This is a genomic window from Plasticicumulans acidivorans, from assembly GCF_003182095.1.
GTDB classification, from domain to species: domain Bacteria; phylum Pseudomonadota; class Gammaproteobacteria; order Competibacterales; family Competibacteraceae; genus Plasticicumulans; species Plasticicumulans acidivorans.
This window is the reverse complement of sequence record NZ_QGTJ01000003.1, coordinates 15,776-40,421: the sequence shown is the minus strand read 5'-3', so window position 1 is coordinate 40,421 and position 24,646 is coordinate 15,776. Positions and strand designations below refer to the sequence as shown.

At 68.2% G+C, this 24,646-nt stretch carries 22 protein-coding genes; 12 read left to right on the top strand and 10 right to left on the bottom strand.

Annotation, left to right across the window (positions count from 1 at the left end; all coding sequences use genetic code 11):
- Positions 1 to 24: 24 nt before the first annotated feature.
- The 6 genes from C7443_RS05655 to C7443_RS05630 all read left to right on the top strand — a co-directional run bounded on the left by C7443_RS05655 (position 25) and on the right by C7443_RS05630 (position 6,579).
- Entirely contained in the window at positions 25 to 1,020 is a 996-nt protein-coding gene (locus tag C7443_RS05655) for a BMP family protein (RefSeq protein WP_110017627.1), read from the top strand.
- On the top strand, positions 1,017 to 2,540 hold the full coding sequence (locus C7443_RS05650; protein ID WP_110017626.1) for an ABC transporter ATP-binding protein: 1,524 nt from the start codon (positions 1,017 to 1,019) through the stop codon (positions 2,538 to 2,540). The genes C7443_RS05655 and C7443_RS05650 overlap by 4 nt, the downstream gene beginning before the upstream one ends.
- Entirely contained in the window at positions 2,530 to 3,591 is a 1,062-nt protein-coding gene (locus tag C7443_RS05645) for an ABC transporter permease (RefSeq protein ID WP_110017625.1), read from the top strand. Before C7443_RS05650 ends, C7443_RS05645 begins: the two co-directional genes overlap by 11 nt.
- Positions 3,592 to 3,594: 3 nt before the next feature.
- Positions 3,595 to 4,521, top strand: coding sequence for an ABC transporter permease (locus C7443_RS05640; protein WP_110017624.1), 927 nt, complete (start codon positions 3,595 to 3,597; stop codon positions 4,519 to 4,521).
- Between the two features lie 18 nt (positions 4,522 to 4,539).
- Entirely contained in the window at positions 4,540 to 5,820 is a 1,281-nt protein-coding gene (locus C7443_RS05635; RefSeq protein WP_110017623.1) for an amidohydrolase family protein, read from the top strand.
- Positions 5,821 to 5,943: 123 nt separating this feature from the next.
- Complete coding sequence (locus C7443_RS05630) at positions 5,944 to 6,579, top strand: GTP cyclohydrolase II (RefSeq protein WP_246004572.1); 636 nt, start codon at positions 5,944 to 5,946, stop codon at positions 6,577 to 6,579.
- 99 nt (positions 6,580 to 6,678) lie between these two features.
- Here the strand turns inward: C7443_RS05630 and C7443_RS05625 are convergent, their stop codons facing one another.
- The 9 genes from C7443_RS05625 to C7443_RS05585 form a co-directional block, all read right to left on the bottom strand.
- Entirely contained in the window at positions 6,679 to 6,906 is a 228-nt protein-coding gene (locus C7443_RS05625; RefSeq protein WP_110017622.1) for a hypothetical protein, read from the bottom strand.
- A 304-nt stretch (positions 6,907 to 7,210) separates the two neighbouring features.
- Positions 7,211 to 7,999 carry an enoyl-CoA hydratase-related protein gene (locus C7443_RS05620; RefSeq protein WP_110017621.1) on the bottom strand — a complete coding sequence of 263 codons (789 nt, stop codon included), beginning with the start codon at positions 7,997 to 7,999 and terminating at the stop codon, positions 7,211 to 7,213.
- 75 nt (positions 8,000 to 8,074) lie between these two features.
- Positions 8,075 to 9,160: a calcium:cation antiporter gene (locus C7443_RS05615; RefSeq protein WP_110017620.1), complete on the bottom strand. Its 1,086-nt coding sequence runs from the start codon at positions 9,158 to 9,160 to the stop codon at positions 8,075 to 8,077.
- A 66-nt stretch (positions 9,161 to 9,226) separates the two neighbouring features.
- On the bottom strand, positions 9,227 to 12,139 hold the full coding sequence (locus C7443_RS05610; RefSeq protein WP_170123506.1) for a bifunctional diguanylate cyclase/phosphodiesterase: 2,913 nt from the start codon (positions 12,137 to 12,139) through the stop codon (positions 9,227 to 9,229).
- 168 nt (positions 12,140 to 12,307) lie between these two features.
- A complete protein-coding gene (locus tag C7443_RS05605) occupies positions 12,308 to 12,817 on the bottom strand; it encodes an ureidoglycolate lyase (protein WP_110017618.1) in 510 nt (169 codons plus the stop codon).
- Between the two features lie 4 nt (positions 12,818 to 12,821).
- Positions 12,822 to 13,826, bottom strand: a complete 1,005-nt coding sequence (gene alc, locus C7443_RS05600; RefSeq protein WP_425467071.1) for an allantoicase — start codon at positions 13,824 to 13,826, stop codon at positions 12,822 to 12,824.
- A gap of 69 nt (positions 13,827 to 13,895) precedes the next feature.
- Positions 13,896 to 14,828, bottom strand: coding sequence for an allantoinase PuuE (gene puuE / locus C7443_RS05595; RefSeq protein WP_110017616.1), 933 nt, complete (start codon positions 14,826 to 14,828; stop codon positions 13,896 to 13,898).
- A 15-nt stretch (positions 14,829 to 14,843) separates the two neighbouring features.
- The gene (locus C7443_RS05590) at positions 14,844 to 15,575 is read right to left on the bottom strand and encodes an aspartate/glutamate racemase family protein (protein ID WP_110017615.1); all 732 of its coding nucleotides are present in this window, start codon (positions 15,573 to 15,575) and stop codon (positions 14,844 to 14,846) included.
- 17 nt (positions 15,576 to 15,592) lie between these two features.
- Complete coding sequence (locus tag C7443_RS05585) at positions 15,593 to 16,330, bottom strand: GntR family transcriptional regulator (protein WP_110017614.1); 738 nt, start codon at positions 16,328 to 16,330, stop codon at positions 15,593 to 15,595.
- A 366-nt stretch (positions 16,331 to 16,696) separates the two neighbouring features.
- Here C7443_RS05585 and C7443_RS05580 point away from each other — a divergent pair, with 366 nt between their 5' ends.
- A complete protein-coding gene (locus C7443_RS05580) occupies positions 16,697 to 18,142 on the top strand; it encodes an NCS1 family nucleobase:cation symporter-1 (protein ID WP_110017613.1) in 1,446 nt (481 codons plus the stop codon).
- Between the two features lie 103 nt (positions 18,143 to 18,245).
- On the opposite strand, the gene bhcR is transcribed toward C7443_RS05580, so the two are convergent.
- The gene (gene bhcR / locus C7443_RS05575) at positions 18,246 to 19,085 is read right to left on the bottom strand and encodes an HTH-type transcriptional regulator BhcR (protein ID WP_246004571.1); all 840 of its coding nucleotides are present in this window, start codon (positions 19,083 to 19,085) and stop codon (positions 18,246 to 18,248) included.
- 362 nt (positions 19,086 to 19,447) lie between these two features.
- Between bhcR and C7443_RS05570 the strand changes: the two genes are divergently transcribed.
- The 5 genes from C7443_RS05570 to C7443_RS05550 are packed head-to-tail and all read left to right on the top strand — an operon-like array spanning position 19,448 to position 24,639.
- Positions 19,448 to 21,499, top strand: coding sequence for a TonB-dependent receptor plug domain-containing protein (locus tag C7443_RS05570; RefSeq protein ID WP_110017611.1), 2,052 nt, complete (start codon positions 19,448 to 19,450; stop codon positions 21,497 to 21,499).
- The gene (locus C7443_RS05565) at positions 21,499 to 22,557 is read left to right on the top strand and encodes an ABC transporter substrate-binding protein (protein ID WP_110017610.1); all 1,059 of its coding nucleotides are present in this window, start codon (positions 21,499 to 21,501) and stop codon (positions 22,555 to 22,557) included. The genes C7443_RS05570 and C7443_RS05565 overlap by 1 nt, the downstream gene beginning before the upstream one ends.
- Positions 22,554 to 23,192: a MotA/TolQ/ExbB proton channel family protein gene (locus tag C7443_RS05560; RefSeq protein ID WP_110017609.1), complete on the top strand. Its 639-nt coding sequence runs from the start codon at positions 22,554 to 22,556 to the stop codon at positions 23,190 to 23,192. Before C7443_RS05565 ends, C7443_RS05560 begins: the two co-directional genes overlap by 4 nt.
- Complete coding sequence (locus tag C7443_RS05555; RefSeq protein ID WP_110017608.1) at positions 23,180 to 23,605, top strand: ExbD/TolR family protein; 426 nt, start codon at positions 23,180 to 23,182, stop codon at positions 23,603 to 23,605. The genes C7443_RS05560 and C7443_RS05555 overlap by 13 nt, the downstream gene beginning before the upstream one ends.
- A complete protein-coding gene (locus C7443_RS05550) occupies positions 23,602 to 24,639 on the top strand; it encodes a FecCD family ABC transporter permease (protein ID WP_110017607.1) in 1,038 nt (345 codons plus the stop codon). The genes C7443_RS05555 and C7443_RS05550 overlap by 4 nt, the downstream gene beginning before the upstream one ends.
- Positions 24,640 to 24,646: the final 7 nt, after the last annotated feature.

Genomic DNA, 24,646 nt, shown 5'->3' with positions numbered 1-24,646 from the left:
GCAGGCAACGCAGGTGCACAGTGCATGACGACTCGTCGCAAGGTCTTGAAACTCGGGGCCGGCCTGGCCGTGCTGGCAACGCTCGGGCTCCCTGGTGCCCACGCCGCCGACGCGATCAAGGTCGCCGCGATCTATACCGTCCCGGTCGAGCAGCAGTGGGTCAGCCGCATCCACAAAGCGCTGAAGGCCGCCGAGGGGCGCGGTGAAATCACCTATGTGTTTTCCGAGAGTGTCGGCAATGCCGATTACGAGCGGGTGATGCGCCAGTACGCCGAGCAGGGGGTGCAGCTGATCGTCGGTGAGGCGTTTGCCGTCGAAGCAGCGGCGCGCAAGGTGGCGAAGGATTATCCGCAGACGGCCTTCCTGCTCGGTTCGAGCGGCAAGCCGCAGGCGCCGAACTTCTCGGTGTTCGACAACTACATCCAGGAACCCTCGTACCTGACCGGCATGATTGCCGGTGGCATGACCAAGAGCAATGTCATCGGCCTGGTCGGCGGCTTCCCGATCCCCGAGGTCAACCGCCTGATGCAGGCGTTCATGGCCGGCGCGCGCGAGGTCAACCCGCAGGTCAAGTTCAAAGTCAGCTTCATCGGCTCCTGGTTCGACCCGCCGAAGGCCAAGGAAGCCGCGCTGGCGCAGATCGATCAGGGTGCCGACGTGCTTTACGCCGAGCGTTTCGGTGTCTCCGATGCCGCCAAGGAGCGCGGCAAGCTGGCGATCGGCAACGTTATCGACACCCAGGAGCAGTATCCGAAGACCGTCGTCGCTTCGGCGCTGTGGTTCATGGAGCCGACCATCGCCCGCGCGCTCTATCAGATCGAGCTGGGACGTTTCAAAGCCGAGGACTACGGTCAGTACTCGATGATGAAATACCTTGGCTCGGATCTGGCGCCACTCGGTACCTTTGCCGACAAGGTGCCGGCTGAGCTGCAGGAGAAGGTGCGTATCAAGCGGGCGGCGATTTTCGATGGCGGATTCGTCGTGCCGGTGATCGATACCGAACCGAAGTCGACGCCATGACGGCCACCGGCGCACCGGTGCTGCGCCTGCGTGGCATCGGCAAGCGCTTTGGCCCGGTGATCGCCAACGCCGACATCTCGCTCGAACTCGCACGCGGCGAGGTGCTGGCGCTGCTCGGTGAGAACGGCGCCGGCAAGAGCACGCTGGTCAGCATCCTGTTCGGCCACTATCGCGCCGACAGCGGCTCGATCGAAGCCTTCGGTCAGCCGCTGCCGCCGGGCGATCCGGCAGCAGCGCTCGCCGCCGGCATCGGCATGGTGCATCAGCACTTCACGCTGGCCGACAACCTGACGGTGCTGGAGAACATCCTGATCGGCACCGAGCCGCTGTGGCAGCCGTTCTCGCGCCGTCGCGCTGCGCTGGCGCGCATCCACGACACCGCCGCGCGCTTCGGCCTCGCCGTCGATCCGGCGGCGCGCGTCGCGCGCCTGTCGGTCGGCGAGAAACAGCGCGTCGAGATCCTCAAGGCGCTGTACCGCGGCGCCCGCGTGCTGATCCTCGACGAGCCGACCGCGGTGCTGACGCCGCAGGAAAGCAGCGCGCTGTTCGCCACGCTCAAGGAGCTGGTCGCCGAGGGGCTGTCGATCATCTTCATCAGCCACAAGCTCGACGAGGTGCTGGCGGTCAGTGACCGCGTCGCCGTGCTGCGCGGCGGGCGTCTGGTGGCCGAGCGCGCGGTCGCTGAGACCAGCAAGGCCGAGCTGGCGACGCTGATGGTCGGCCGCGAAGTCAAACTGCCGCAGCGTGCCCTCAGTGTGCCCGGGCCGCTGCGCCTGCGGCTGCGGGGCGTGCGCGTCGATGGCCACGGTGCGCAGCCGCGCCTTGATGGCGTCGATCTCGAAGTGCACGGTGGCGAGATCGTCGCCATTGCCGGCGTGTCCGGCAACGGTCAGGCGGCGCTGGCCGAGCTGCTGTGCGGGCTGTGTGCGGCGAGTGCCGGGCGGGTCGAGCTCGATGGCCGGCCGTTGCCGGCGGACCCGGCGGCGCTGCTCGCGCTCGGTGTCGGCCGCATTCCCGAGGATCGCACCGGCATCGGCACCATCGGTGATCTGCCGGTATGGCAGAACGCCATCCTCGAACGCTGGCGTTCGCCGCGCTTCAGTCGCTGGGGCCTGCTGCGTCGCGGTGCCGCGCGCGCCTTCACGCAGCAGCTGGTGGCTGCGGGCGACGTGCGGCTGGGCAGCATCGAGCAGCCGGCGCGCGGCCTGTCCGGCGGCAATCTGCAGAAGCTGGTGCTCGGTCGCGCACTCGACGGTGAGCCGGGGCTGATCATCGCCCAGCAGCCGAGCTGGGGCCTGGACATCGGCGCCGTCGCCGCCGTGCACGAGCGCCTGCTGGCGGCGCGTGCGCGCGGCGCGGCGCTGCTGCTGATTTCTGAAGACCTCGATGAAGTCTTCGCCCTGGCCGATCGCATCGCCGTGATGTCGCACGGTCAGCTCGGGCCGGCTCGGCCGGGCGCCGAGTGGACGCTGGCGAGCCTCGGTCTGGCGATGGCGGGAGCACGACACGATGCGGCTTGAAGCTCGCGAACAGACCTCGGCCGGCTGGGCGCTGGCGGCACCGCTGCTGGCGGTGGCGCTGACCCTGCTGGCCTGCGCCGGTCTGCTGGTCTGGGCCGGGGCACCGGTCGGCCGCGCCTACGCGCTGCTGTTCGATGGCGCCTTCGGCAGCCGTCTGGCCCTGACCGAAACCCTGACCCGCGCCACGCCTTTGATCCTCACCGGGCTGGCGGTCGCCGTTGCCTTCCGTGCGCGGCTCTACAACATCGGCGCCGAAGGCCAGCTCTATCTCGGCGCGCTGGCGGCGGTCGCCGTCGGCGGCCTGCATGGCGGCAGCGGCTGGGATCTGCCGCCGGCCGTGCTCTATCCGCTGATGCTGCTCGCCGGCATGGCCGCCGGTGCGGCGCTGCTGCTCGGCCCGGCCTGGCTCAAGCTGCGCTTCGGCGTTGACGAGGTGGTGACCACACTGCTGCTCAATTTCATCGCACTGCTGCTGGTGTCGATGCTGCTCGACGGCGTGATGAAAGACCCGCTGGCGATGGGCTGGCCGCAGTCGGTGGCGATCCGCGACGAGCTGGTGTTCGCGCAGCTGCTGGAGCGTTCGCGCGTGCACAGCGGCCTGCTGTGGGCGCTCGGTGCGGCGCTGGCGCTGTGGGCGCTGGAGCGCTACACGCGCTTTGGCTTGGCGATGCGTGCCGTCGGTGCCAATGCCCGCGCCGCGCGCTTCGCCGGCCTGCCGGTCAAACGTGTGATGCTGGCGACCGCCGCCTTGTCCGGGGCGCTGGCCGGGCTGGCCGGCGTCGGCGAGGTCGCCGGCCGCGCCGGCTATGTCACGCTGGATATGTCACCGGGCTACGGCTACAGCGGCATCGTCATCGCCATGCTGGCGCAGCTGCATCCGCTCGGTGTGGTGCTGGCGGCGCTGTTCGTCGCCGGCACGCTGGTCGGTGCCGACAGCATGAGCCGCGCGCTCGGCGTACCCAGTTATCTGGCCGATGTCATCGTCGCCGTCTCGCTGCTGGCGATGCTCGTCACCGGGCTGGCCGCCCGCTACCGCCTGCGCTGGAGCTGAGGCATGTGGATCGAACTGCTCGGCTGGCTGGGCCAGCCCGACTACTGGGTCGCGGTGCTGCGCATTGCCACGCCGCTGATCTTCGGCACGCTCGGCGTGCTGCTGTGCGAGCGCGCGGGCGTCCTCAACCTCGGCATCGAGGGCATCATGGTGATCGGCGCTTTTACCGGCTGGCTGGCGGTGCACGCCGGGGCCGGCCTGTGGACGGGGGTGCTGATCGCGGCGCTGTGCGGGGCTGCGTTCGGCGCGCTGCATGCACTGCTGACGGTGCTGCTCGGGCTGTCGCAGCACGTCTCCGGCCTGGGAGTGACGCTGCTCGGCATCAGCCTGTCGAGCTACGCTTACCGACTGAGTTTTCCGCAGGTGTCGACACCGCCGACGATCGTGCCGTTCGCGCCGATGGACGGGCTCGGCATTCCGGTGCTGGCACAGCAGACGCCGCTGACGCTGCTGGCGCTGCTCGCCGTGCCGTTGCTCGCCTATCTGCTGCAGCGCACGCCGCTCGGTCTGGCGCTGCGCATGGTCGGTGAGAGTCCGGCCAGCGCCGAAGGGCAGGGGCTGTCGGTGCTCGGGCTGCGCTGCGGCGCGGTCATCGCCGGTTCGGCCCTGATGGGGGTGGCCGGCAGCTTCCTGACGCTGTCGGCCTTCAATGCTTTCTATTTCAACATGGTCAACGGCCGCGGCTGGATCTGCGTGGCGCTGGTGGTGTTCGCCGGCTGGCGGCCGGGCAAGGCGCTGCTCGGTGCGCTGCTGTTCGCTTTCTGCGACACGCTGCAGCTGCGGCTGCAGCAGGGCGGGCATGCGGCGGTGCCGTATCAGGTCTACCTGATGCTGCCGTACCTGCTGTCGATTCTGGCGCTGGTGGTGATGGCGCGCCGCGCGCAGTACCCGCAGGCACTGATGCAGCCCTACCGCCGCGGCGAGCGCTGAGGCTGAGGAGTTCTGTCGATGGATCTGATCGTGCGTCACGTGACGCTGCCCGACGGGCGGCGTGATATCGATGTCGGCGTCGAGGCCGGCCGCATCCGTGCCGTCGAACCGCGGCTGGCGGCGAGTGCCGCCGAGGAATTCGACGGCGGCGGCCTGCTGCTGTCCCCGCCGTTCGTCGATGCGCACTTCCACATGGACTCGACGCTGAGCTACGGCCTGCCGCGGGTCAACGCCTCCGGCACGCTGCTGGAAGGTATCGCGCTGTGGGGCGAGCTCAAGCCGCTGCTGACGCAGGAGGTGCTGATCGAGCGTGCGCTTGCCTACTGCGACTGGGCGGTGGCCCGCGGCCTGCTGGCGATCCGCTCGCATGTCGATGTCTGCGATCCGCGCCTGCTCGCGGTCGAGGCGCTGCTGGAGGTCAAGCGCCAGGTCGCGCCGTATCTCGACCTGCAGCTGGTCGCTTTTCCGCAGGACGGCGTGCTGCGCGCGCCGGGAGCGCTCGAACACCTCAAGCGTGCGCTCGATCTCGGCGTCGAGGTGGTCGGCGGCATCCCGCATTTCGAGCGCACGATGGCCGATGGCGCGGCAAGCGTGCGCCTGCTCTGCGAGCTGGCCGCCGAGCGCGGCCTGCGCGTCGACATGCATTGCGACGAATCCGACGATCCGCTGTCGCGCCACGTTGAAACCCTCACCGCCGAGACCCAGCGCCTCGGTCTGCACGGACGCGTCACCGCCTCGCATCTGACCTCGATGCACTCGATGGACAACTACTACGTCTCCAAGCTGCTGCCGCTGATGGCCGAGGCGCAGCTCGGCGTGGTCGCCAATCCGCTGATCAACATCACACTGCAGGGCCGTCACGACAGTTACCCCAGGCGCCGTGGCATGACCCGCGTGCCTGAACAGCTCGCCGCCGGCCTGGTTGTCGCCTTCGGCCACGACTGCGTGATGGACCCCTGGTATGCGCTCGGTAGCGCCGACATGCTGGAGGTCGCGGCGATGGGGCTGCATGTCGCGCAGATGACCTCGCAGGCCGGTATGCGCGATGCTTACGCCGCCGTGACCACGGCACCGGCACATTTGCTCGGCCTGCAGGATTACGGCATCGCGCCCGGCTGCCATGCTGATTTCGTGTTGCTGCAGGCGCGTGATCCGGTCGAGGCGATCCGTCTGCGTGCCACCCGGCTGCACGTCTGGCGCCGTGGCCGGCTGCTCGCCAGCACACCGGCGGCGAGCGCTGCGCTGACGCTGCCCGGTCGACCACCACAGGTGGATTTTCTGGCTCCGCAGCGGGTCTGACGGGGCAGACGTGCATTCCTGCAAGGAGGCGATGCGTATTCGCCGCTGGTGTCGCGGCGGTTTCGGTGCGATGGTGCGCCAGTCGGGTGCACAGCGCCCTGGTTTCATCGACGGACAATGCTCATGCAAGCCCAAGCGATTGATGATCTGCTGCCTGCAGCGCGAGTGCGCCGGCGGGTGACAGTCCCGCTGGCGGACGGTACTCCCGCCCTGTTTCACAGCTTCGACGGTCTGGTCGACGGCCGCGAGCACCTTGCGCTCGGCCTCGGCCCGCAGCCGGCCGACGACATTCCGCTGGTGCGGCTGCATTCGGAATGTCTGACCGGCGACGTGTTCGGTTCACAGCGCTGCGATTGCGGCCCGCAGCTGCAGGAGGCGTTGCGTCGGGTCGGTGAGGCCGGCGGCTACGTGCTGTATCTGCGTCAGGAAGGGCGCGGCATCGGCCTGTACGCCAAGCTTGATGCCTACGGTCTGCAGGACCGCGGGCTCGATACCTTCGCCGCCAACCGCCAGCTGCATCACCCGGAAGACGCCCGCGATTACCGCTGCGCCGCGCAGATGCTGTTCGCGCTCGGGATCAAGCGTATCCGCCTGCTGTCGAACAATCCGGATAAAGTCGACCAGCTTGCCGCCTGGGGCATCGAGGTGGTTGAACGCCTGTCGACCGGCGTCTACCTGACGGCACACAACCATGCCTATCTGAGCGCCAAGGTGCGCCTGGCCCGCCACGATCTGGAGCTCGGCGACGCGCAGTGCTGAGCCTCTTGGCTCAATGGCAGCGCGCAAAAATGAACACGCCGCCCGCAGGCGGCGTGTTGGATGCAGCGGCAGGCGGGTGAGCCGCCTCCGTCATCGAGCTCAGTGACGATAATCAGACGAACGCCGGGAGCTGGTGCGGGGCATGCGTTCCGTGTCCAGAGACAGCGCGCGACGATAGGCTTCCTGCAGATAGGCGAAAGCCTGCACCGTCGCAGCGTTGCGCTGTGACCAGTCGAGCCCGCGCGCGCGCTCGAACCAGCCCTGGAAGATCCGCGTACGGTCGGTCTGTATCGTGTCGGGCGGCGTGCTCCAATCGATGGATATCATATTGTTTCTCCTCGACCCGACGCGCTGGCACGCGACGGGTCTCCTCCTCGTGGTGCTGCATATATCGGGGATCTGTTCCATGGAGCAGTCCCCAGTTCCCGGCTCTATGGCCGGGTCAATGCCGGTGATATCTCATCCTCGGATGGCGGAAAACCGAAGATGTTCCGGCGATAACGTGAAAAATCCGTCAGACAGGCCAACCCTACCCAGCATGTATGACTATCCGCAGCATAGGGCGGATGCGGGCGCCGCGCCAGCCGGCCAAAGCGTAAGCCGGCTGCGGGTTTTCCCGTAAATGCTGGGCTCAGTTGCTGCCATTACAGGCGGCGTGGCCGAGGAGTACGGCGAGGCGCTGACGGAAGTCTTCGCTGTGTCCGGCGATGCGCTGGAAGTCGCGTTCGAGATCGAGCTGCTGGTCCAGGCTGTGCGCCGCGCCGGCGTGCAGCGCGCGTTTGCCGAGCGCGAGTGTCTTCGGCGCCTGCCGGGTCAGCCGGATGGCGACTTCCAGCGCCGCGGTCGACAGTTCGGCGTCGGCGACGCAGCACCAGATCATGCCCCAGTCGGCGGCCTGTACCGCTGAGACCGGCTCGGCGAGCATCACCAGCGCCGTTGCCCGTGCCATGCCGATCAGCCGCGGCAGAACCCAGGTGGCGCCAGCTTCAGGGATCAGGCCGAGCGCACTGCCATCGAACACGAATTCGGCCGACTGCCCGGCAATGACGATGTCGCAGGCCAGCGCCAGGCTGGCCCCGGCCCCGGCCGCCAGGCCGTTGACCGCCGCGACCACTGGCAATTCGAGCGCGTGTAGCGCACGCACCAGCGGGTTGTAGCCATCGTCGATCAGGCGGCCGAGGTCGGTCAGCGCACCGCCAGCCTCGTGCTCGGCTTCGGCGTAGTCCTGGCCGGCGCAGAAGGCTTCGCCGGCGGCGATGAGCAGCAGCACGCGCGCCGGCGTGGCCTGCAGCTGACGCAGCACTTCATGCAGCTCAGTCTGCATGCGGGCATTGAAGCGGTTGAGTCGCTGTGGCCGGTCGAGGGTCAGCAGGGCGATGCCGTCATCGCGCCGTTCGAAGCGGATCGTCTCGAAATTCATGGGCAGGCGTCCGTCAGGTGAATGTCCGGGGGAAGCTCAGGGGCGTGGGTGACGCGTCCGGCGCCGGCGCAGCGCTTACAGGCCGAGCGCGGAAAGCATCAGGAAGGCGGCGAACAGCACGAAGTGCGTGGTGCCTTCGATGGCGTTGGTTTCGCCATCGTGCAGATTGATCGCCGCCGCGAACAGCGTGATCAGCACCATCGCGGTTTGTACCGGGGTCAGCGCCATCTCGATCGGATGGCCGGTGACGAGCGCCAGGCCCTCGATCACCGGCACCGTCAGGATCACCGTCGACAGCGAGGCGCCGAGTGCGATGTTGACCACCGGCTGCATGCGGTTGGCGAGCGCGGCGCGCAGCGCGGTGAGGATTTCGGGGCTGGCCGAAATCAGTGCCACCACCAGTGCAGCGGTGATCGGCGGCAGGCCGCTGCCTTCGAGTGCGACGCCGAGGCTCTGCGCCATCACTTCGGACAGTGCGCCGATCAGCACGATACCGACCACCAGCAGTCCTGCAGCCAGACGTGCGTCACCCTGTGCGTGGACCGCGGTGCTGGCTGCAGGGGCGCGCGGCTGGGCGTAGCTGTAGCTGAAGAAGTAGCTGTGCTGGCCGGTCTGCAGGCGCAGGAACATCGCATACAGCGTCAGCATCGCGACGATGGTGAACAGCGACCACTTCTGCCAGTGCGGCTCCGGGATGAACTCGGGGACGATCATCGACACGCCGATGGCGGTCAGGATCATCACTACGTAGGAATTGCCGGAATCGACGTTGTACGGCTGCTCGCCGTGACGCAGGCCGCCGAGCAGCGCGGCGATGCCGAGGATGCCGTTGAGGTCGAGCATCAGCGCCGAATAAATGGTGTCGCGGGCCAGTGTCGGCGATGACGAATGGCCGAGCATCATCGCCAGGATCACCACTTCGACCAGCACTGCGCTGAGCGTGAGGATCATCGTGCCGTAGGGCTCGCCGAAGCGTTCGGCCAGCACCTCGGCATGGTGGGCGACGCGCAGCGCGGCGCCGAGGATCGCCACGATCAGCAGCGCCGAGGCGAGCAGGGCGACACCCTGACTGGCGAGCAGCGCGTGCTCGAAGGGCAGCGCGGCGGCAGCCACCAGCAGGGCGACGAGCAGCAGGCGTTCCTGGCTCAGCAGGTTCGACATCGGGAACTCCGCGGGATCGGGCCGCAAGGGCGGAGTCACAGCATAGCGCCGGCTTGCGGCCCGGCGTCAGTGCGCACCGGCGCAGCGCCGGGCGCGGTCCGTCTGCGTGTGCGGGTAGTGGCTGCCGATCCAGTCGAGCAGATCCGCGGCCGGCATTGGCCGGGCGACGCCGAAGCCCTGTACCAGATGGCAGCCGAGTGCCAGCAGGCGCTGACCGTGTGCTGCGCTTTCCACGCCCTCGGCGATGACCTCGCGGCGAAAGGCCCGCGCCAGGCCGATGACGCCTTCGACGATCGCCAGCGCCTCGGGGTCGTCGAGCATGTCGCAGACGAAGGAGCGGTCGATCTTCAGTGTGCGTACCGGCAGATGGCGCAGATACAGCAGCGAGCTGAAGCCGGTGCCGAAGTCATCGAGCGCAAATTCCACACCGAAGGCGCGGCAGCCTTCGAGGATGCGCGCGACCTGGTCGAGATCGTGCAGCGCCGCGGTTTCCAGCACCTCGATTTCGAGTGCCGGCGTGCGGTTCGCTCCGTGGCGGCCGATCAGGTTGGCGAGGCGCTCGACGAAATCCGGGTGCAGCAGGTGCGTGGCGTGGATGTTGACACTGACCGACAGCGTGACGCCGCAGCGCTGCCAGTCGGCGATCTGGTGCAGCGCCTGTTCCATCACCCAGTCGCCGAGTTCGAGCTGCAGCTCGCTGCCTTCGATCGCCGGCAGGAAGGCGCCGGGCAGCAACAGGCCGCGTTCGGGGTGCTGCCAGCGGATCAGTGCTTCGGCGCCGGCGACGCAGCCGCGGGTGAGGTCGACCTTGGGCTGGTAGTACAGACAGAACTCGCCGCGCCGCAGCCCGCCGGCGACGCTGCCGAGCAGATCCTGGCGGCTGCGCTTGCGGCGGTCGGATTCCGGGTCGAACAGCACGTAGCGGTTACGTCCTGACTGCTTGGCCTGATACATCGCGCGGTCGGCGTGGCGCAGCAGTGTGTCGGCATCGGCGTCGTCATCCGGGAACAGCGTCACGCCGATGCTGGCTGACATCGTCACGCGGTCGCCGACATTGATCGTATACACCTGTGCCACGTGTTCGAGGATGCGCTTCAGCACCGCCTCGCAAGTGGCGAAGTTCGGGTGCGGGCCGATCAGCAGCGCGAATTCGTCACCGCCGAAGCGGGCGACGGTGTCGTGTTCGCCGACCGATTCCTGCAGCCGGCAGGCCACTTCGACCAGCAGGCGATCACCGGCGGCATGGCCGAAGCGGTCGTTGACCGGCTTGAAGCCGTCGAGGTCGAGATAGCACACGGCGAGCAGACCGTCGCCGGCCTGCAGCGCGCCGATGCCCTGCTGCAGGCGTTCGGCGAACAGCGTGCGGTTGGCCAGTTGCGTCAGCGGATCATGACGGGCGAGGTGTTCCAGGCGCGCCTGATGGTTCTTCAGCTCGGTGATGTCGGTGGACAGGCCGACGTAATGGCTGATTTCGCCGTCATCGCCGCGCACGGCAGAAATCGCCAGCAGCTGCGCGTAGCGCCGGCCGTTTTTGCGCCGGCTCCACAATTCGCCCTGCCAGAAACCGTCGCGTGCCAGCGCCGCCGCCAGCGCCGTGTAGAAGGTCTCGTCGTGCAGGCCGGAGCGCATCAGGCTCGGCGTCTGCTGCAGCAGTTCCTCGCGGGCATAGCCGGTCTGTGCGCAGTAGGTCTCGTTGGCATCGAGAATGATGCCTTCGGCATTGGTGATGACGACGCCTTCGCGCGCGTGCTCGAAGACGCTGGCGGCGAGCCGCAGTTCGAGCGCCGTGCGTTTCTGCTGGTCGATGTCGACGACCGAGCCGATCAGCCCGCTGCAGCACCCCGCCTCATCGCTGCGCGGTGCGCCGTTTTCCAGCACCCAGCGCCAGCCGCCGTCGCGGTGGCGGATGCGGTATTCGATGCGGTAAGGCCGTCCTTCGGTCAGGCTTTCGTGCAGGCAGGCGCTGCAGCGCGCGATGTCCTCGGGATGGACGCCGCTGCGCCAGCCGTCGCCGGTTTCTTCGGCCAGCGTCCGCCCGCGAAACTGCAGCCAGGTGCGGTTGAACCACTGCCGCGCGCCCTGCGCATCGGCCAGCCAGATGGCGACCGGCGCGGCATCGGCGTTGTCACGAAAACGCGCCTCGCTTTCCAGCAGCCGCGCGCGTTCGGCGGCCAGCCGGCGGTAGGGTTCATCGATCGAGCGCACCACCAGTGCCCGGTAGATGCAGGCACAGCCGAGCACCTTGAGGATATGACCGAGCAGGTTGCTGGCGTCGTGCGGCTGCTGGTAGAGCGTGACGCAGATCGTACACAGGACCTGCAGCCAGGCGCCGCAGGCCAGCCAGGCCAGGTGTTGTGCACCGTTGCGGTATGCCCGCCAGGCGAACAGCGCCGTGGCCGTGGCAAAAGCCAGCGCCAGCACGTATTCGACGGCGATTTTGTACGGACTCAAGCCGCCGTCCGCGTCGAACCAGACCGGCAGCCAGCGCTCGCCGAGCAGGGCGAGGGTGAAGCCGCACAGTACCAGCAGCAGCGCGAGCAATGGCAGCATCTGTGCCGGCGCCGGCTGCCCGCGTCCGGCACGCAAGGCCGCCAGCAGCAGGCCGGCGGCAGTCAGCGTGCGGCCGTAGAGCCAGAAGTGAATGGCTTTGGTCGGGCTGTTCGGCGTCAGCAGCTCGGGCATGCCGGCGTAGGACAGCAGGTGGCCGATGTCGAGCAGGCCGGCGGCGAGAAAGGTTGCACCGAGCAGCATCTCGCTGCCGTGCGGACGATACTGGCGCGCGCTCCACAGCACCGCGAACACCATCAGCGAGGCGGTGACGGCGAGCACTTCGAGCAGCGAATGCACGGCAAGGAACATATCGGCCGGCAGCGGCCGGCCGTAGATCAACGGCAGCAGCAACAGCGTGGCTGCGCTGGCGCCGACTCCCCAGCGCAGCGCGATCTGGCGTCCGTCGGTCTGGCGGCTGGTGGGCTTCAAGGCATCTCCGTGTATATCCGCGGGCAGCATGTCCAGCGGCTGGGATGTGAAGTCGTCCACTGATCCGCCCGCTCCGCGTCTCTGGTCTGGACGCGCCAAAATCCACGTGAGCTGCAAGCTTTGTCAAGCTTGAACGCCGCGCTGCCTGAGCTGGATCGGTCGATTGCGTTAAACGGGCAGACTCTCGATGCGCCGCGGCTGCGCGAGCAGGCGTTCTTCGCAGTTGTCGCCGGGGCCGCCGCGGTCGACGACCAGGAAATCACCGCGCGCCGCCAGCGTCAGCAGCGGGTGATGCCAGGTGCCGGTGGCGTAGTTCACACCCTGCCACGGCGTGCTGATGAAAGCGCGGATGGCGCTCTCGTCGAGCTCGCCGGGCGGCGCGACGACGATCAGCATGCGCTGGCCGTCGATCGGCACGAAGGCCTGCGAGCCGAGCGGATGGCGTTCGAGCAGGCGCACCTCGACCGGCAGGTGAAACGGCTGGCCGCGGAAGATGTTGATCAGCGTGCGGCCGCCAACGACATCGACGCGCGCCAGATCGTGGAAGCGCTCGGTCGAGCCCTGGTTGATCGGGTAATGCGTGGCGCCGGCGGTCTCGATGACCTCGCCGAACGGTGCAAAGGCCTCGCGGCTCAGCGGTTCCACCATCAGCGCCCGCAGCGCAATCGTCGTCTCCATGGTCTCAGCCCTGCGCCCGGTGGCCGAACACGCGCAGCCGGCTGACGCCGCCGTCCGGGTGGATGTTGAGCCGCACGTGCGTCACCGGGCCGATGTCGTTGAGTTGTGCCGCATAGGTGTGGATTGCATCCGGGCCGAGCTTCTGCAGCGGCAGCAGTTCGCGCCAGAACATCGACTGGGTGACGATCGACTGATCGGTGCCGCCGTGCATGCAGGCGGCCTGGATCGAGCAGGCGTCCGGGTAGTTGCCCTTGAAGTGCGCGGTGTCGACCTCGATGCGCTCGACGATGCCGGCGCAGCCGAGCTCGACGATGATCCAGTCGTTACCCGGCTCGCGGCGGCGGCGCGTCTCCCAGCCGTCACCCATGTTGACGCCGCGACCCGGCGCGATCAGCGCATGCGGCGAGCCGTAATGGCTGTCGTTGTAGGCGACGATGCGCGCACCGGTGAGGATCGACGACAGCTCCAGATCGGCGCCCGGCGACAGGCTGGCGGCGTCGAACCAGATCTCGCCCCAGACGCGCAGGCGGGCGACGCCGCCGTCCGGGTAGATGTTGAGGCGCACGTGGCTGACCGGGCGCTCGCCGCCGAGCAGCGTCCAGTCGATGGCGTGGTAGTGGTGGGCATTGCCCTGCAGCGACACCGAGGGCAGCAGCTCGAACCATGCGCTGTCGGCGTCGGGTTCGCCGGCGGCGACGAAGCAGCCTTCCAGCGAGGCGGCCGGCGGGTAGTTGCCGGTAAAGAACGAGGTATCGATGTCGACGCCGCGGATGATGCCGGCCAGTGCCAGACGCACCACGCAGTGGTCGTAGCCCTCGACGCGCTTGCGCCGGGTTTCCCAGCCGTCCATCCACTTGCCGTGCGCGTCGTACTCGTCGGGCAGGAACACCGCCGGCGCGTCGCTGAGCATGCGCGTGGCCGGTGCGAACCACTCATCGGTGGCGGCGATCGGTTTGGCGCCGAGTTTGGTGCTGGCGAGGTTGGGCAGGCGGCGGGCGTAGGCGGGCAGATCGGCGGGGGCGGTGCTCATGAGGTCTCCTGCGGCGCGGGCAGCGCCGGAATGGGGGCGGGCGGGTCTTCAGGCCGCGGAACAGGGGTGGCGCGCGCGCCAGTGGCGGGCGATGTCGACGCGCCGGCAGATCCACACGCGTTCGTGGGCCTGGATGTGATCGAGGAAGCGCTGCAGCGCGCGAAAACGCGCCGGGCGGCCGAGCAGCCGGCAGTGCATGCCGATGTTGAGCATCGCCGGCCGCTCCTCGCCCTCGGCGTAGAGCACGTCGAAGGCGTCGCGCAGGTAGGCAAAGAACTCTTCACCGTGGGAAAAGCCCTGCGGCAGGCTGAAGCGCATGTCGTTGGTGTCGAGCGTGTAGGGCACGATCAGCTGCTGCACCGTGCTGCCGTCGGTCTTCCTGACCGGCATCCAGAACGGCAGGTCGTCGCCGTAGTAATCCGAGTCGTAGAGAAAGCCGCCGTAGTCGGCGACCAGGCGGTGCGTGTTCGGCGAGTCGCGGCCGGTGTACCAGCCGAGCGGCCGTTCGCCGGTCAGCTGTTCGAGGATCTGCATGCCCAGGCGCATGTGTTCGCGCTCGGTGTCTTCCGGCAGCGTCTGGTAGTGGATCCAGCGCCAGCCGTGGCAGGCGATCTCATGATCGAGCTCGCGCAGCGCCGCGGTCAGTTCGGGGTGGCGCTGCAGCGCCATCGCCACGCCGAACACCGTCAGCGGCAGGCCGCGGCGCTCGAATTCGCGCAGGATGCGCCAGACGCCGACACGCGAGCCGTACTCGTAGATCGACTCCATCGACATGTGCCGGTCCGGGTAGGCGGCCGGCGCGAACATCTCCGAGAGGAACTGCTCGCTGCCGGCATCACCGTGCAGCACGCAGTTCTCGCCGCCTTCCTCGTAGTTGAGCACGAACTGCACGGCGACGCGGGCGCCGCCCGGCCAGTCGGCATGCGGGGGCTTGCGGCCGTAGCCGATCAGGTCGCGTGGATAGTCGGCGGACATCGTCATCGATCACTCTCCGTCTCAGGCCGAATAGCCGGCGAAGGCGCCGGTAAACCGCTTGGCCGGCGGCCAGGCGAGGTCGCCGAATTTGCTGGTGCCGAGGCCGAGGCCAGCCACCGCCTCGACCAGCTTGACCGCCGCGGTGACGCCTTCGACCACCGGCAGGCCGATGTCGCGGCTGATCGCCTGCGCCAGATCGGCCATGCCGCCGCAGCCGAGCACGATCGCGCCGATGCCGTCGGCATCGCGCGCGCGCAGGCATTCCTCGACGATACGGGCGTAGGCGGCGCTGCCGCTGTCTTCGAGGTCGAGCACCGGGATGTCGGCGGCGCGCACGCGCCGGCAGTGCTGGGCGTAGCCGTACTGCGCCAGCAGGTGCTCGGCGATGATCGCGGTGCGCGGCAGCGTGGTGACGATGGAAAAGCGGGTGGCGATCAGCGCGGCGACATGGAACGCCGCTTCGGCGATGCCGACCACCGGCCCGCGCGCCAGCTCGCGCGCGGCGAGCAGCCCCGGGTCACCGAAGCAGGCGAGCACGTAGCCTTCAGCGCCTTCGGCCTCGCCGCGGCGCACTTCCTCGGCGACGCCGAGCGCGGCCACCGCCTCGTCGAAATGACTTTCGATCGACACCGGGCCGCTGGCTGGCGTCACCGCCTCGATCAGCGTGCCCGGCGCGGCGACGGCACGCGCGGCGACGGCCATCTTCTCGGTCATCGCTGCGCTGGTGTTGGGATTGATCAGGCGGATGCGCATGCAGGTTCCTCGGCGGATCAGAGTTCGCGCAGTGGGCGCTGCGCCAGCTCGGTGAACAGGCGTTTGAGATCGGGTTCGTCGTCGATCGGCTCGACCAGCGCCAGACCGTGCTCGATTTCCAGCAGGTGCTGCTCCATCCAGCGCTCAGCGGCGTCGGCCTCGCCGCGGGCGAGCAGAGCAAGCAGTTCCTCGTGCTCGCTGTGGCCGCAGCCGCTGGTGGCCGGTGAGCCGTACAGCGCGATGATCAGCGAGGTGCGCGAGACCAGCTGGGCGAGGAAGTCGACCAGCGGTTCATTGCCGGTCAGCGCCAGCAGCTGCACGTGGAACTGGCCGGAAAGCACGATCGCCACAGCGCGTTCGCCGGCGGCCAGCGCCGCGTGCTCACGTGTCACCAGCTCGCACAGCACGTCGAGTCTGGCCGGCGTGGTGGCGGCGGTGATCAGCGGCATCGCGGCACATTCGATGACCCGGCGGGCAGCGAACACCTCACGCGCCTCCTGCACGCTCGGTTGTGCCACCGAGGCGCCGCGATTGGGCTGCACCTCGATCAGCCGCTCGTGCGCCAGACGCTGCAGCACCTTGCGGATGCCGGTGCGGCTGACGCCGAAGGCCTCGGCCAGCGTGTCTTCCGGCAGGCGGGTGCCGGGCAGCAGCTGCTGTTCGACGATCGCGGCGTACAGGCGCTGATAGATGGCGTCGTCCTGCCCGGCGCGCCGACTGCCAACGGCTGAAAACGGGGTGATCGAAGCACTCATGCGATGGATTCCTGAACAGCGACGAACGGTGTGTGCAGCATAGCGGATCTTGGTTAGTACACAAAATATGTTTTTATTGTATCCGATTGTGTGCGTAAAAAAGTGCGATGCACCTGCTTGATGCACTGCAAGGTGCCGTCATGCTGCTTCTGATCGGTGCAGAGGCTTCAATAAAGCGCACGGGAATGCCCGTAGGTTGTGCACACAACATGATGAATAATAAGCGCTTTACTTGGATACAATTATATGACTTTATGTATCCACGTTGACGGTGCCGATCCCCGCTCCTGCCGTCGACGGGTGGCCCGGCCACCGCTTCATCGCCCGCCAGCGATATCCCAGAGCCGAATCACGGAGTTGACTGTCATGAGTGAACACTTGCCCGAGGGCTACAGCGATCGCCTGTACAACGAAGACCTCGGCCCGCTGCGCGAGCGGCAGGACTGGAACTGGTACAACATCTTTGCCTTCTGGATGTCCGACGTGCACAGCGTCGGCGGCTACATCTTCGCCGGCAGTCTGTTCGCGCTCGGCCTGTCGAGCTGGCAGGTGCTGGTCTCGCTGCTGGTCGGTATCTGGCTGGTCAACGGCCTGTGCAATGCCGTCGCCCGCCCCAGCCAGCAGGCCGGCGTGCCGTATCCGGTGGCCTGCCGCATGTCGTTCGGTGTCTGGGGGGCCAACATCCCGGCGATCATCCGCGGCCTGATCGCCGTCGCCTGGTACGGCATCCAGACCTTCCTGGCGTCCTCGGCGCTGACCATCGTGCTGCTGCGCTTCTTCCCCGGCCTGGAGAGCCTCGGCCAGGCGCACTTTCTCGGCCTGTCGCACCTCGGCTGGCTCGGCTTCATGACCATGTGGGTGCTGCAGGCGCTGGTGTTCTGGCACGGCATGGAAGCGATCAAGCGCTTCATCGACTGGGCCGGCCCGGCGGTCTACGTGGTGATGTTCCTGCTCGCCGGCTGGATCGTGTGGAAGGCCGGGCCGGACAACATCAGCCTCAACCTCGGCGAGGTGAAGTACAGCGGCTGGGAGTCGCTCGGCATGATGATCACCGCGGTGGCGCTGGTGGTGTCGTACTTCTCCGGGCCGATGCTCAACTTCGGTGACTTCTCGCGCTACGGCAAGACCATGGGCGAGGTGAAGAAGGGCAACTTCTGGGGCCTGCCGGTCAACTTCCTGGCCTTCTCACTGGTCACCGTCATCACCGTGTCCGGCACCATCCCGGTGTTCGGCCACATGATCACCGACCCGATCGAGACGGTGAGCAAGATCGACAACACGCTGGCCGCCGTGCTCGGTGCCTTCACCTTCGTCACCGCCACTATCGGCATCAACATCGTCGCCAACTTCGTCTCGCCGGCGTTCGACTTCTCCAACGTCGCACCCAAGCACATCAGCTTCCGCACCGGCGGCTTCATCGCCGCGGTCGGTTCGGTGTTCATCACGCCGTGGAACCTGTTCAACTCGCCGGACGTGATCCATTACACGCTGGACATGCTTGCCGCCTTCATCGGCCCGCTGTTCGGCATCTTGCTGGTCGACTTCTACGTCGTGCGCAAGTGCCAGATCGATGTCGACGCGCTCTACAGCGAACGCCCGGGCAACACCTACTGGTATGACAACGGCGTCAACCGCCGGGCGGTGTACGCGCTGCTGCCGGCAGTGCTGGTCGGCGTGGTGATCACGCTGTCCGGGGTCAAGGGGCTCGCCGACTTCAACTGGTTCATCGGCTGTGCACTGGGCGCGGTGTTCTACCGCATCGCGATGAAGCCGGTGACGCTGCCGAACGTGGCCGAGGCCACCGCCGGCTGAAGCGCCTGCCTGAAACGCCAAGCCCCCGCGGCCATGACGGCTGCGGGGGCTTTGGCATTAAGCGGTATCCCGGGGAATTGACGCAGCGCGCGACGGACCCGGCTTATGACTCCGCCGCCGGCGCGCGGCCGCCGAGGCGTTCGCTGATCTGCGCGGCGCAGCGCGCCACCCGGGCGCCGAGTTCACCGAGGCGGGCATCCGCCAGCCGCGCCTTCGGCCCGGACACCGAAATCGCCGCCAGTGCCCGTCCGTCCGGGCCGTGGATGGTCGCCGCCACGCAGCGCAGGCCGATGGCGTGCTCCTCGTCGTCGACGGCGTAGCCCTGGCGGCGGATCGTCGCCAGCGCCGCCCGCAGCGCGGTCGGTGAACTCAGCGTGCCGGCAGTGAAGCCGGCGAGACCGCGCCGGTGCAGGATCGCCGCGACCTGCGCTTCGTCCATGCGTGCCAGCAGCGCCTTGCCGACGCCGGAGGCGTGCAGCGGCGCGCGGCTGCCCAGGCGCACCACCATGCGCATCATCGCCTGGCTTTCGACCTGGGCGATGAACACCGCTTCGCCATCGTCGACGACGCCGAGGTTGACGGTCTCACCGCTGTCCTCGGCGAGCTGGTGCATCAGCGGTCGCGCCTCGGCGACGAAATCACGGCTGTCGGTGAAGGCGTTGCCGATGCAGAAGGTCTTCAGCCCGATCGACCACAGCCCGAGCCGTTCATCGTGGCGCACGAAGTCGAGCGCCTGCAGCGTGCCGAGCAGGCGGTGCGTGGTCGAAGTCGCCAGGCCGGCGGCCTGCGCCACATCGCTCAGCGACATGCCGTGCGGCTCGCCGGCCAGGCATTCGAGCAACTGCAGGCCGCGAGTCAGCGACTGACTGGGGGCGGCCGTTCCCTTGGCCGTGCTGCCGGCCGGCGAGCGGGGGCGGCCGACGCTCCTGTTCTTCTCGTTCACGGTGCTGCGCGGTCCCGGAGTCGGTGAAAGCGGCGCGCACGATAGCAGTCCGCCCGCGGCCGTGCCACGGCCGGCGCGCGGCGCGGCCGGCCTGTGCCATGCCGGCGCCGGCCGGGCGCATCGCTCCGCCAGCACTCTGCCGCCCGGCGTACCGATCCGTGCACCCGCGGTACGTGCACGAACAAGACCGCCCGCGGGCTGGGGGCCGGCCGGGAGCGGCGAGATGACCGGATGGTAACAACGTGCCACTGCGTACCGTCGGGTGCGCTTTTCGCCGCGGGCGGCGGCTGGCATGCGGATTGTGATGGGCCTCGGGTGGCCGTTTCGGCCCGATCACGATCCACGGTGGCACAGGAAGACCCATGACCCAGCAAGAGACCGCCTGCTTATCGCTCGTGACGCTGTTTTTGCCGCTGCAGGCCGGCCTGGCCGCCGAAACCGTCGGCGAGCTCGCGCCGGTGGTGGTCGAGGACGCCCGCGACGAGGTGCCGGCCTACAGCCGTTTCGCCGTGCCGCGCAGCGTCGAGGCCAGCCAGACCATGACTCGCGAGGACATCGAGGCGATCCGCCCGCGCGACGTCAGCGACCTGATCGAAACCGCGCTCGGCATGAGCATCGGCCGCCAGGGCGCGCGGGTGCACAACTTCTCCTACAACCGCGGTGACAACGTCAGCATCATCCTCGACGGTGTCTACCTGACGCAGACCGAGGCGCAGCGCGTGCTCGGTGACCTGCCGGTGGAGATGATCGACTCGATCCGCTTTCTGCGCGACTCGACGGTGATCACCATCGGCCCACTGATGTCCTTCGGTTCGGCCAACGCCGGTTCGCCGAACCAGGGCTTCATCGTCATCACCACGCGCAAGGCGATGCCCGGCGGCGAGAGCGGCGGCGAGGCGCACGTCAGCTACGGCCGCTACGACACGCGCAAGGCCAGCGGTTTTCTCAGTTACTCGGGGCTCGACGGCCGCGCCAGCGTCGGCCTCGGCTACCAGCGCAGCCAGACCGATGGCCGCGATGACTGGAACAACGCCTATGAAGGCGACACCTTTCTGCTCAACGGCGCCTACAAGGATGCCGATCTCAACGCCTCGGCCTCGCTGTTCATCAACCGCGCCGAGCGCGACATCCAGCGCGCCACCGGCACCTACAGCGGCGTCACCAAGTATCCGGTCAGCGGGCCGACGCCGGACGGCGTGCTCGACAAGAACATCTGGCGCTACGACCCGATGAACACCATGGTCTTCGCCGTCAATCTGGCGCGGACCTGGAACGAGCACAACACCACGGCGCTGACCTACGGCTGGAGCCAGACCGAAGGCACGCAGTACGCCTACACGACGATCAAGCCGAAGTCCTCGGTCAGCGGCAGCGACGCCAAGGACCAGGCGATCGAGTGGAATCTCTCGCACACCCTCAGCGGTGAGCAGAACATCTTCAAGATCGGCGCGCAGAGCGTGCGCTGGTATCAGCAGAGTGAAGGCAGCGACACGCCGCGCCGTGAGCAGGTGTTCGGCGCCTACGTCACCGACGAATACCGCATCACCCCGGCCTGGTCGATCGACGGGGCGCTGCGCATGGACAAGAAGCACATCATCGAAGGCGGCGACAAATACCTGTCGAGCGGCAATCAGGTGCAGCTGTCCAATGATGAGTGGACCGACAAGGCGACGCTGGTCTCGATCGGCAGCGCCTGGCAGATCGATCCGACCTGGCGGCTGTCGGCGCGCTATTCCTTCAATCACACGCCGACGCCGGATGTGCTGACCACGCGCGATGACGCCGAGCTCGACGCCGAGGATCGCAGCCGCTACGAGCTGGGCATCGAGGCCGACTTCAGCCCGGCGCTGCAGGCCAGCCTGACGCCGTTCTACTACAACATCAAAAACGCCAAGGTCTCCGACGGCAGCATCAGCGAGGACGCCGACGGCAATCCGCTGATCGACGAGGCCAGCGGTGAGGCGACCAGCATCACCGTCTACAAGGCCGCCGACCGCATCCGCCACGGCTTCGAGCTGAGCCTGCGCGGACGCTTTGCCGATGATGCCCTCGGCTACGAGCTGGGCTGGACGCACTTCAACGACAGCGAGGAAGACGGCGAAAACGGCAGCGAATTCCCCGACAACAAGTACACGGCCCGCCTCAACTGGCGCCAGGGGCCGTGGAACAGCAACGTCACGCTGCTGCGCGTCGATCCCTACCTCAGCTACGGCTACACCGTCGGCGATTTCACCACCGTCAACCTCAGCGTCGCCCGCCAGTTCGGCAAGGACGTGACGGTGACGCTGTACGGCCAGAACCTCACCGACGAGCACTACGGCACCAACAACAAGGGTTATCCGGCCACTGCCAACTGGGGCGTGCTGCGGGATGTCGGCGCCACCTACGGCGTCGAAGTCGCGGTGAAATTCTGATGGGCGCCCGTCGGTTTTACCTGCTGACACTGCTGCTGGCGGCGCTGCTGGGCAGCGCGCCGGCGCTGGCCGAACGCCAGCTCGCCGACATGAGCGGGCGGCTGCTGACGCTGCCCGACACGGTGCAGCGCGTCTACGCCATCGGCCACTGCATCCCGGTGGTCGCCGCCGTCGCCCCGCACAAGCTGGCCAACAACTACCGCCTCGGCGAGCGGGCGCTGGCACTGCTGGCGCCGGCCCTGCGTGAGGGCAAGGTGATGCCGGCGCAGGGCATGCGCTTCTCCGATGAGGAGATCGTGACGATGGCGCCGGATCTGATCGTCATGGAGGCGATGCCCGGTGCCGGGGAGCGCGCCGATCGCCTGCAGGAAAAGCTCAAGATTCCGGTGCTGCTGATCGAGCAGGATCTGCGCGACTTCAAGCGCACCTTCCACCTGCTCGGCGAGGTGCTCGGCGAACCGGCGCAGGCGCAGGTGCTGGCCGATTTCGTCGCCACCTACCTCGATCCGATTCCGCAGCTGGCCAAGCGCATCGCGCCGGCCCAGCGCAAGCGCGTCTACTACGCCGAGGGCCCGGACGGGCTGTCGACCAATCCGGCCGGCTCCAGCCATACCCAGGTGCTCGACTTCGTTGGTGGCGTCAACGTCGCGCAGGTCGCCAACCTGCCCGACGAGGGCATGAGCAGTGTGTCGCTGGAGCAGATCTACGTCTGGCAGCCGGACCTGATCCTGGTGTGGACGCCGGCGGCCGAGCAGGCGACGACCTGGACGGCGATCGTCGACAACCCGCTGTGGCAGCGGGTCGAGGCGGTGCGCAGCGGGCGCGTGGTGCAGATTCCGTGGCTGCCGTACAGCTGGTTCGACCGGCCGCCGGGCAGCAACCGCATCCTCGGCGTGATCTGGCTCGCCGAGCTGCTCTACCCGGAGGTCTATCACTTCGATCTCGAAGCCGTCACCCGCGAGTACTTCAGCACGTTCTATCACCGCGAGCCGAGCGCCGAGGAAGTGCGCGCGCTGCTGGCGCTGAGCCGGCCGCAGGCGGGGAGGGCGACACCATGAACGAGGTCGACCTGTCGCCGCTCGGCCTGTTCATGCAGGCCTCGCCGGTGGTCAAGGGCGTGTTCTGCGTGCTGATCGGCTACTCGCTGCTGTGCTGGAGCGTGATCCTGGAAAAAGTCTTCGTGCTGCGCCGCCTGCGTGCCCAGGCCGCGCGCCTGGAGCGTGCGCCCGCGGCGGCGGCGGGCGAGGGGCTGGCGGCGACGCTGCACGCGCTCGGCCGCCGCGAAGCCGGGCAGAGGCCCGCCGGTGAGGATCAGGAGGCCGCGCGCGAGCGCATCGAGCGCACGCTGCAGGATCATCTGGCGGCGGTGCTGCTGCGCGCCGAGCAGCGCCTCGGTTACCTGGCGACGATCAGCTCGACGGCGCCGTTCGTCGGCCTGTTCGGCACCGTCTGGGGGGTGATGAACGCTTTTGCCGGCATCGCCCGCCTGCAGAACACCAGCCTCGCCGCCGTCGCGCCGGGCATCGCCGAGGCGCTGGCGGCGACCGCGATCGGCCTGCTCGCGGCGATCCCGGCGGCGATCGCCTACAACGAGTTCGCCGGCGAACTGGGCCATTGCGCACGGCGCATCCGCCTCGGCATCGCCCGTCTGGCCGTCCACTTCAGCACGGAGGCGCCGCCATGTCCCTGCTGATGTCGACGCGCGCGGACGACGGTCTGCCGCAGCAGAACGCCGAGATCAACATCACGCCGTTCATCGACGTGGTGCTGGTGCTGCTGATCATCTTCATGGTCACGGCACCGCTGGCGCTCAATGAAATCCCGCTGCGCCTGCCACCGTCGGCGGCGCAGCCGGTGCAGCTGCCGCAGTCGCCGCTGGTGCTGAGCCTGGACCGCGACGGCCAGCTCGCGCTCGACGGCGAAGCGATCACACGCGAGGCGCTCGGTGCGCTGCTTGAAGCGCAGCTGAGCGCCGACCCGCAGCGCGTGGTGTACCTGCGGGCCGACACCGCGCTCGCCTATGGCGAGGTCAGTGCGCTGCTCGCCGAGCTCGGCGTGCACGGCGTGGTGCGCATCGCCCTGCTGACGGAGCCGACCCCGCCATGAACCCGCCCTCTGCCCGTCTGGCTCCACATCTACTGCTGCGTCCGTTCGGTCTGTGCCTGCTGCTGGCCCTGGTGTTTGCCGCGTCGTTCGCGATCGGTCGCTACCCGGTGCCGCCGCTGACCGCGCTGCAGGTGCTCGCCGCGGAGATTCTGCCGCTCGATGCGCACTGGTCGCAGGAGGTCGAGGCGGTGGTGCTCGGCATCCGCCTGCCGCGCATCCTCGCCGCGCTGCTGGTCGGCGCGGCGCTGTCGATCTCCGGCACTGCTTATCAGGGGCTGTTCCGCAACCCAATGGTGTCGCCGGGCATCCTCGGCGTGTCCGCCGGCGCGAGCTTCGGCGCGGCGCTGGCGATCCTGCTCGGCTACGGCATGGCCGGCATCCAGGCCTTCGCCTTCGCCGGCGGCCTGCTCGCCGTCGGCGCCAGTGCGGCGATCGGTGCCGGCCTCGGCCGCCATGGTGATCCGCTGCTGGTGATGGTGCTCGCCGGCATCATCGTCGGCACGCTGTTCACGGCCTTCGTCTCGCTGGTGAAGTTCGTCGCCGATCCGTACAACACGCTGCCGACCATCACCTTCTGGCTGATGGGCAGCCTGGATACGGTGGAAATGGCCGATCTGGCGCTGGCCGCCTGGCCGATTCTGCTCGGCGGTGCTGTGCTGCAGGCGCTGGGCTGGACGCTCAACGTGCTCTGCTTCGGTGACGAGGAGGCACGCGCGCTCGGTCTGGAGACGACGCGGCTGCGCCTGCTGGTGATCGTCTGCGCGACGCTGGTCACCGCCGCCGCGGTGGCGATCAGTGGCATCATCGGCCTGGTCGGACTGATCGTGCCGCATCTGGCGCGCATGCTGGTCGGCCCGGATCATCGCCTGCTGCTGCCGGTGGCGGCGGCGCTCGGCGCCGGGTTTCTGCTGCTGGTCGATGACCTGGCGCGTTCGCTGTTCGCCGTCGAGGTGCCGCTCGGCATCCTCACCTCGGTGATCGGCGCTCCATTCTTCCTGTATCTGCTGGGCCGCAGCCGGCGTGGCTGGGCCTGAGAGCACG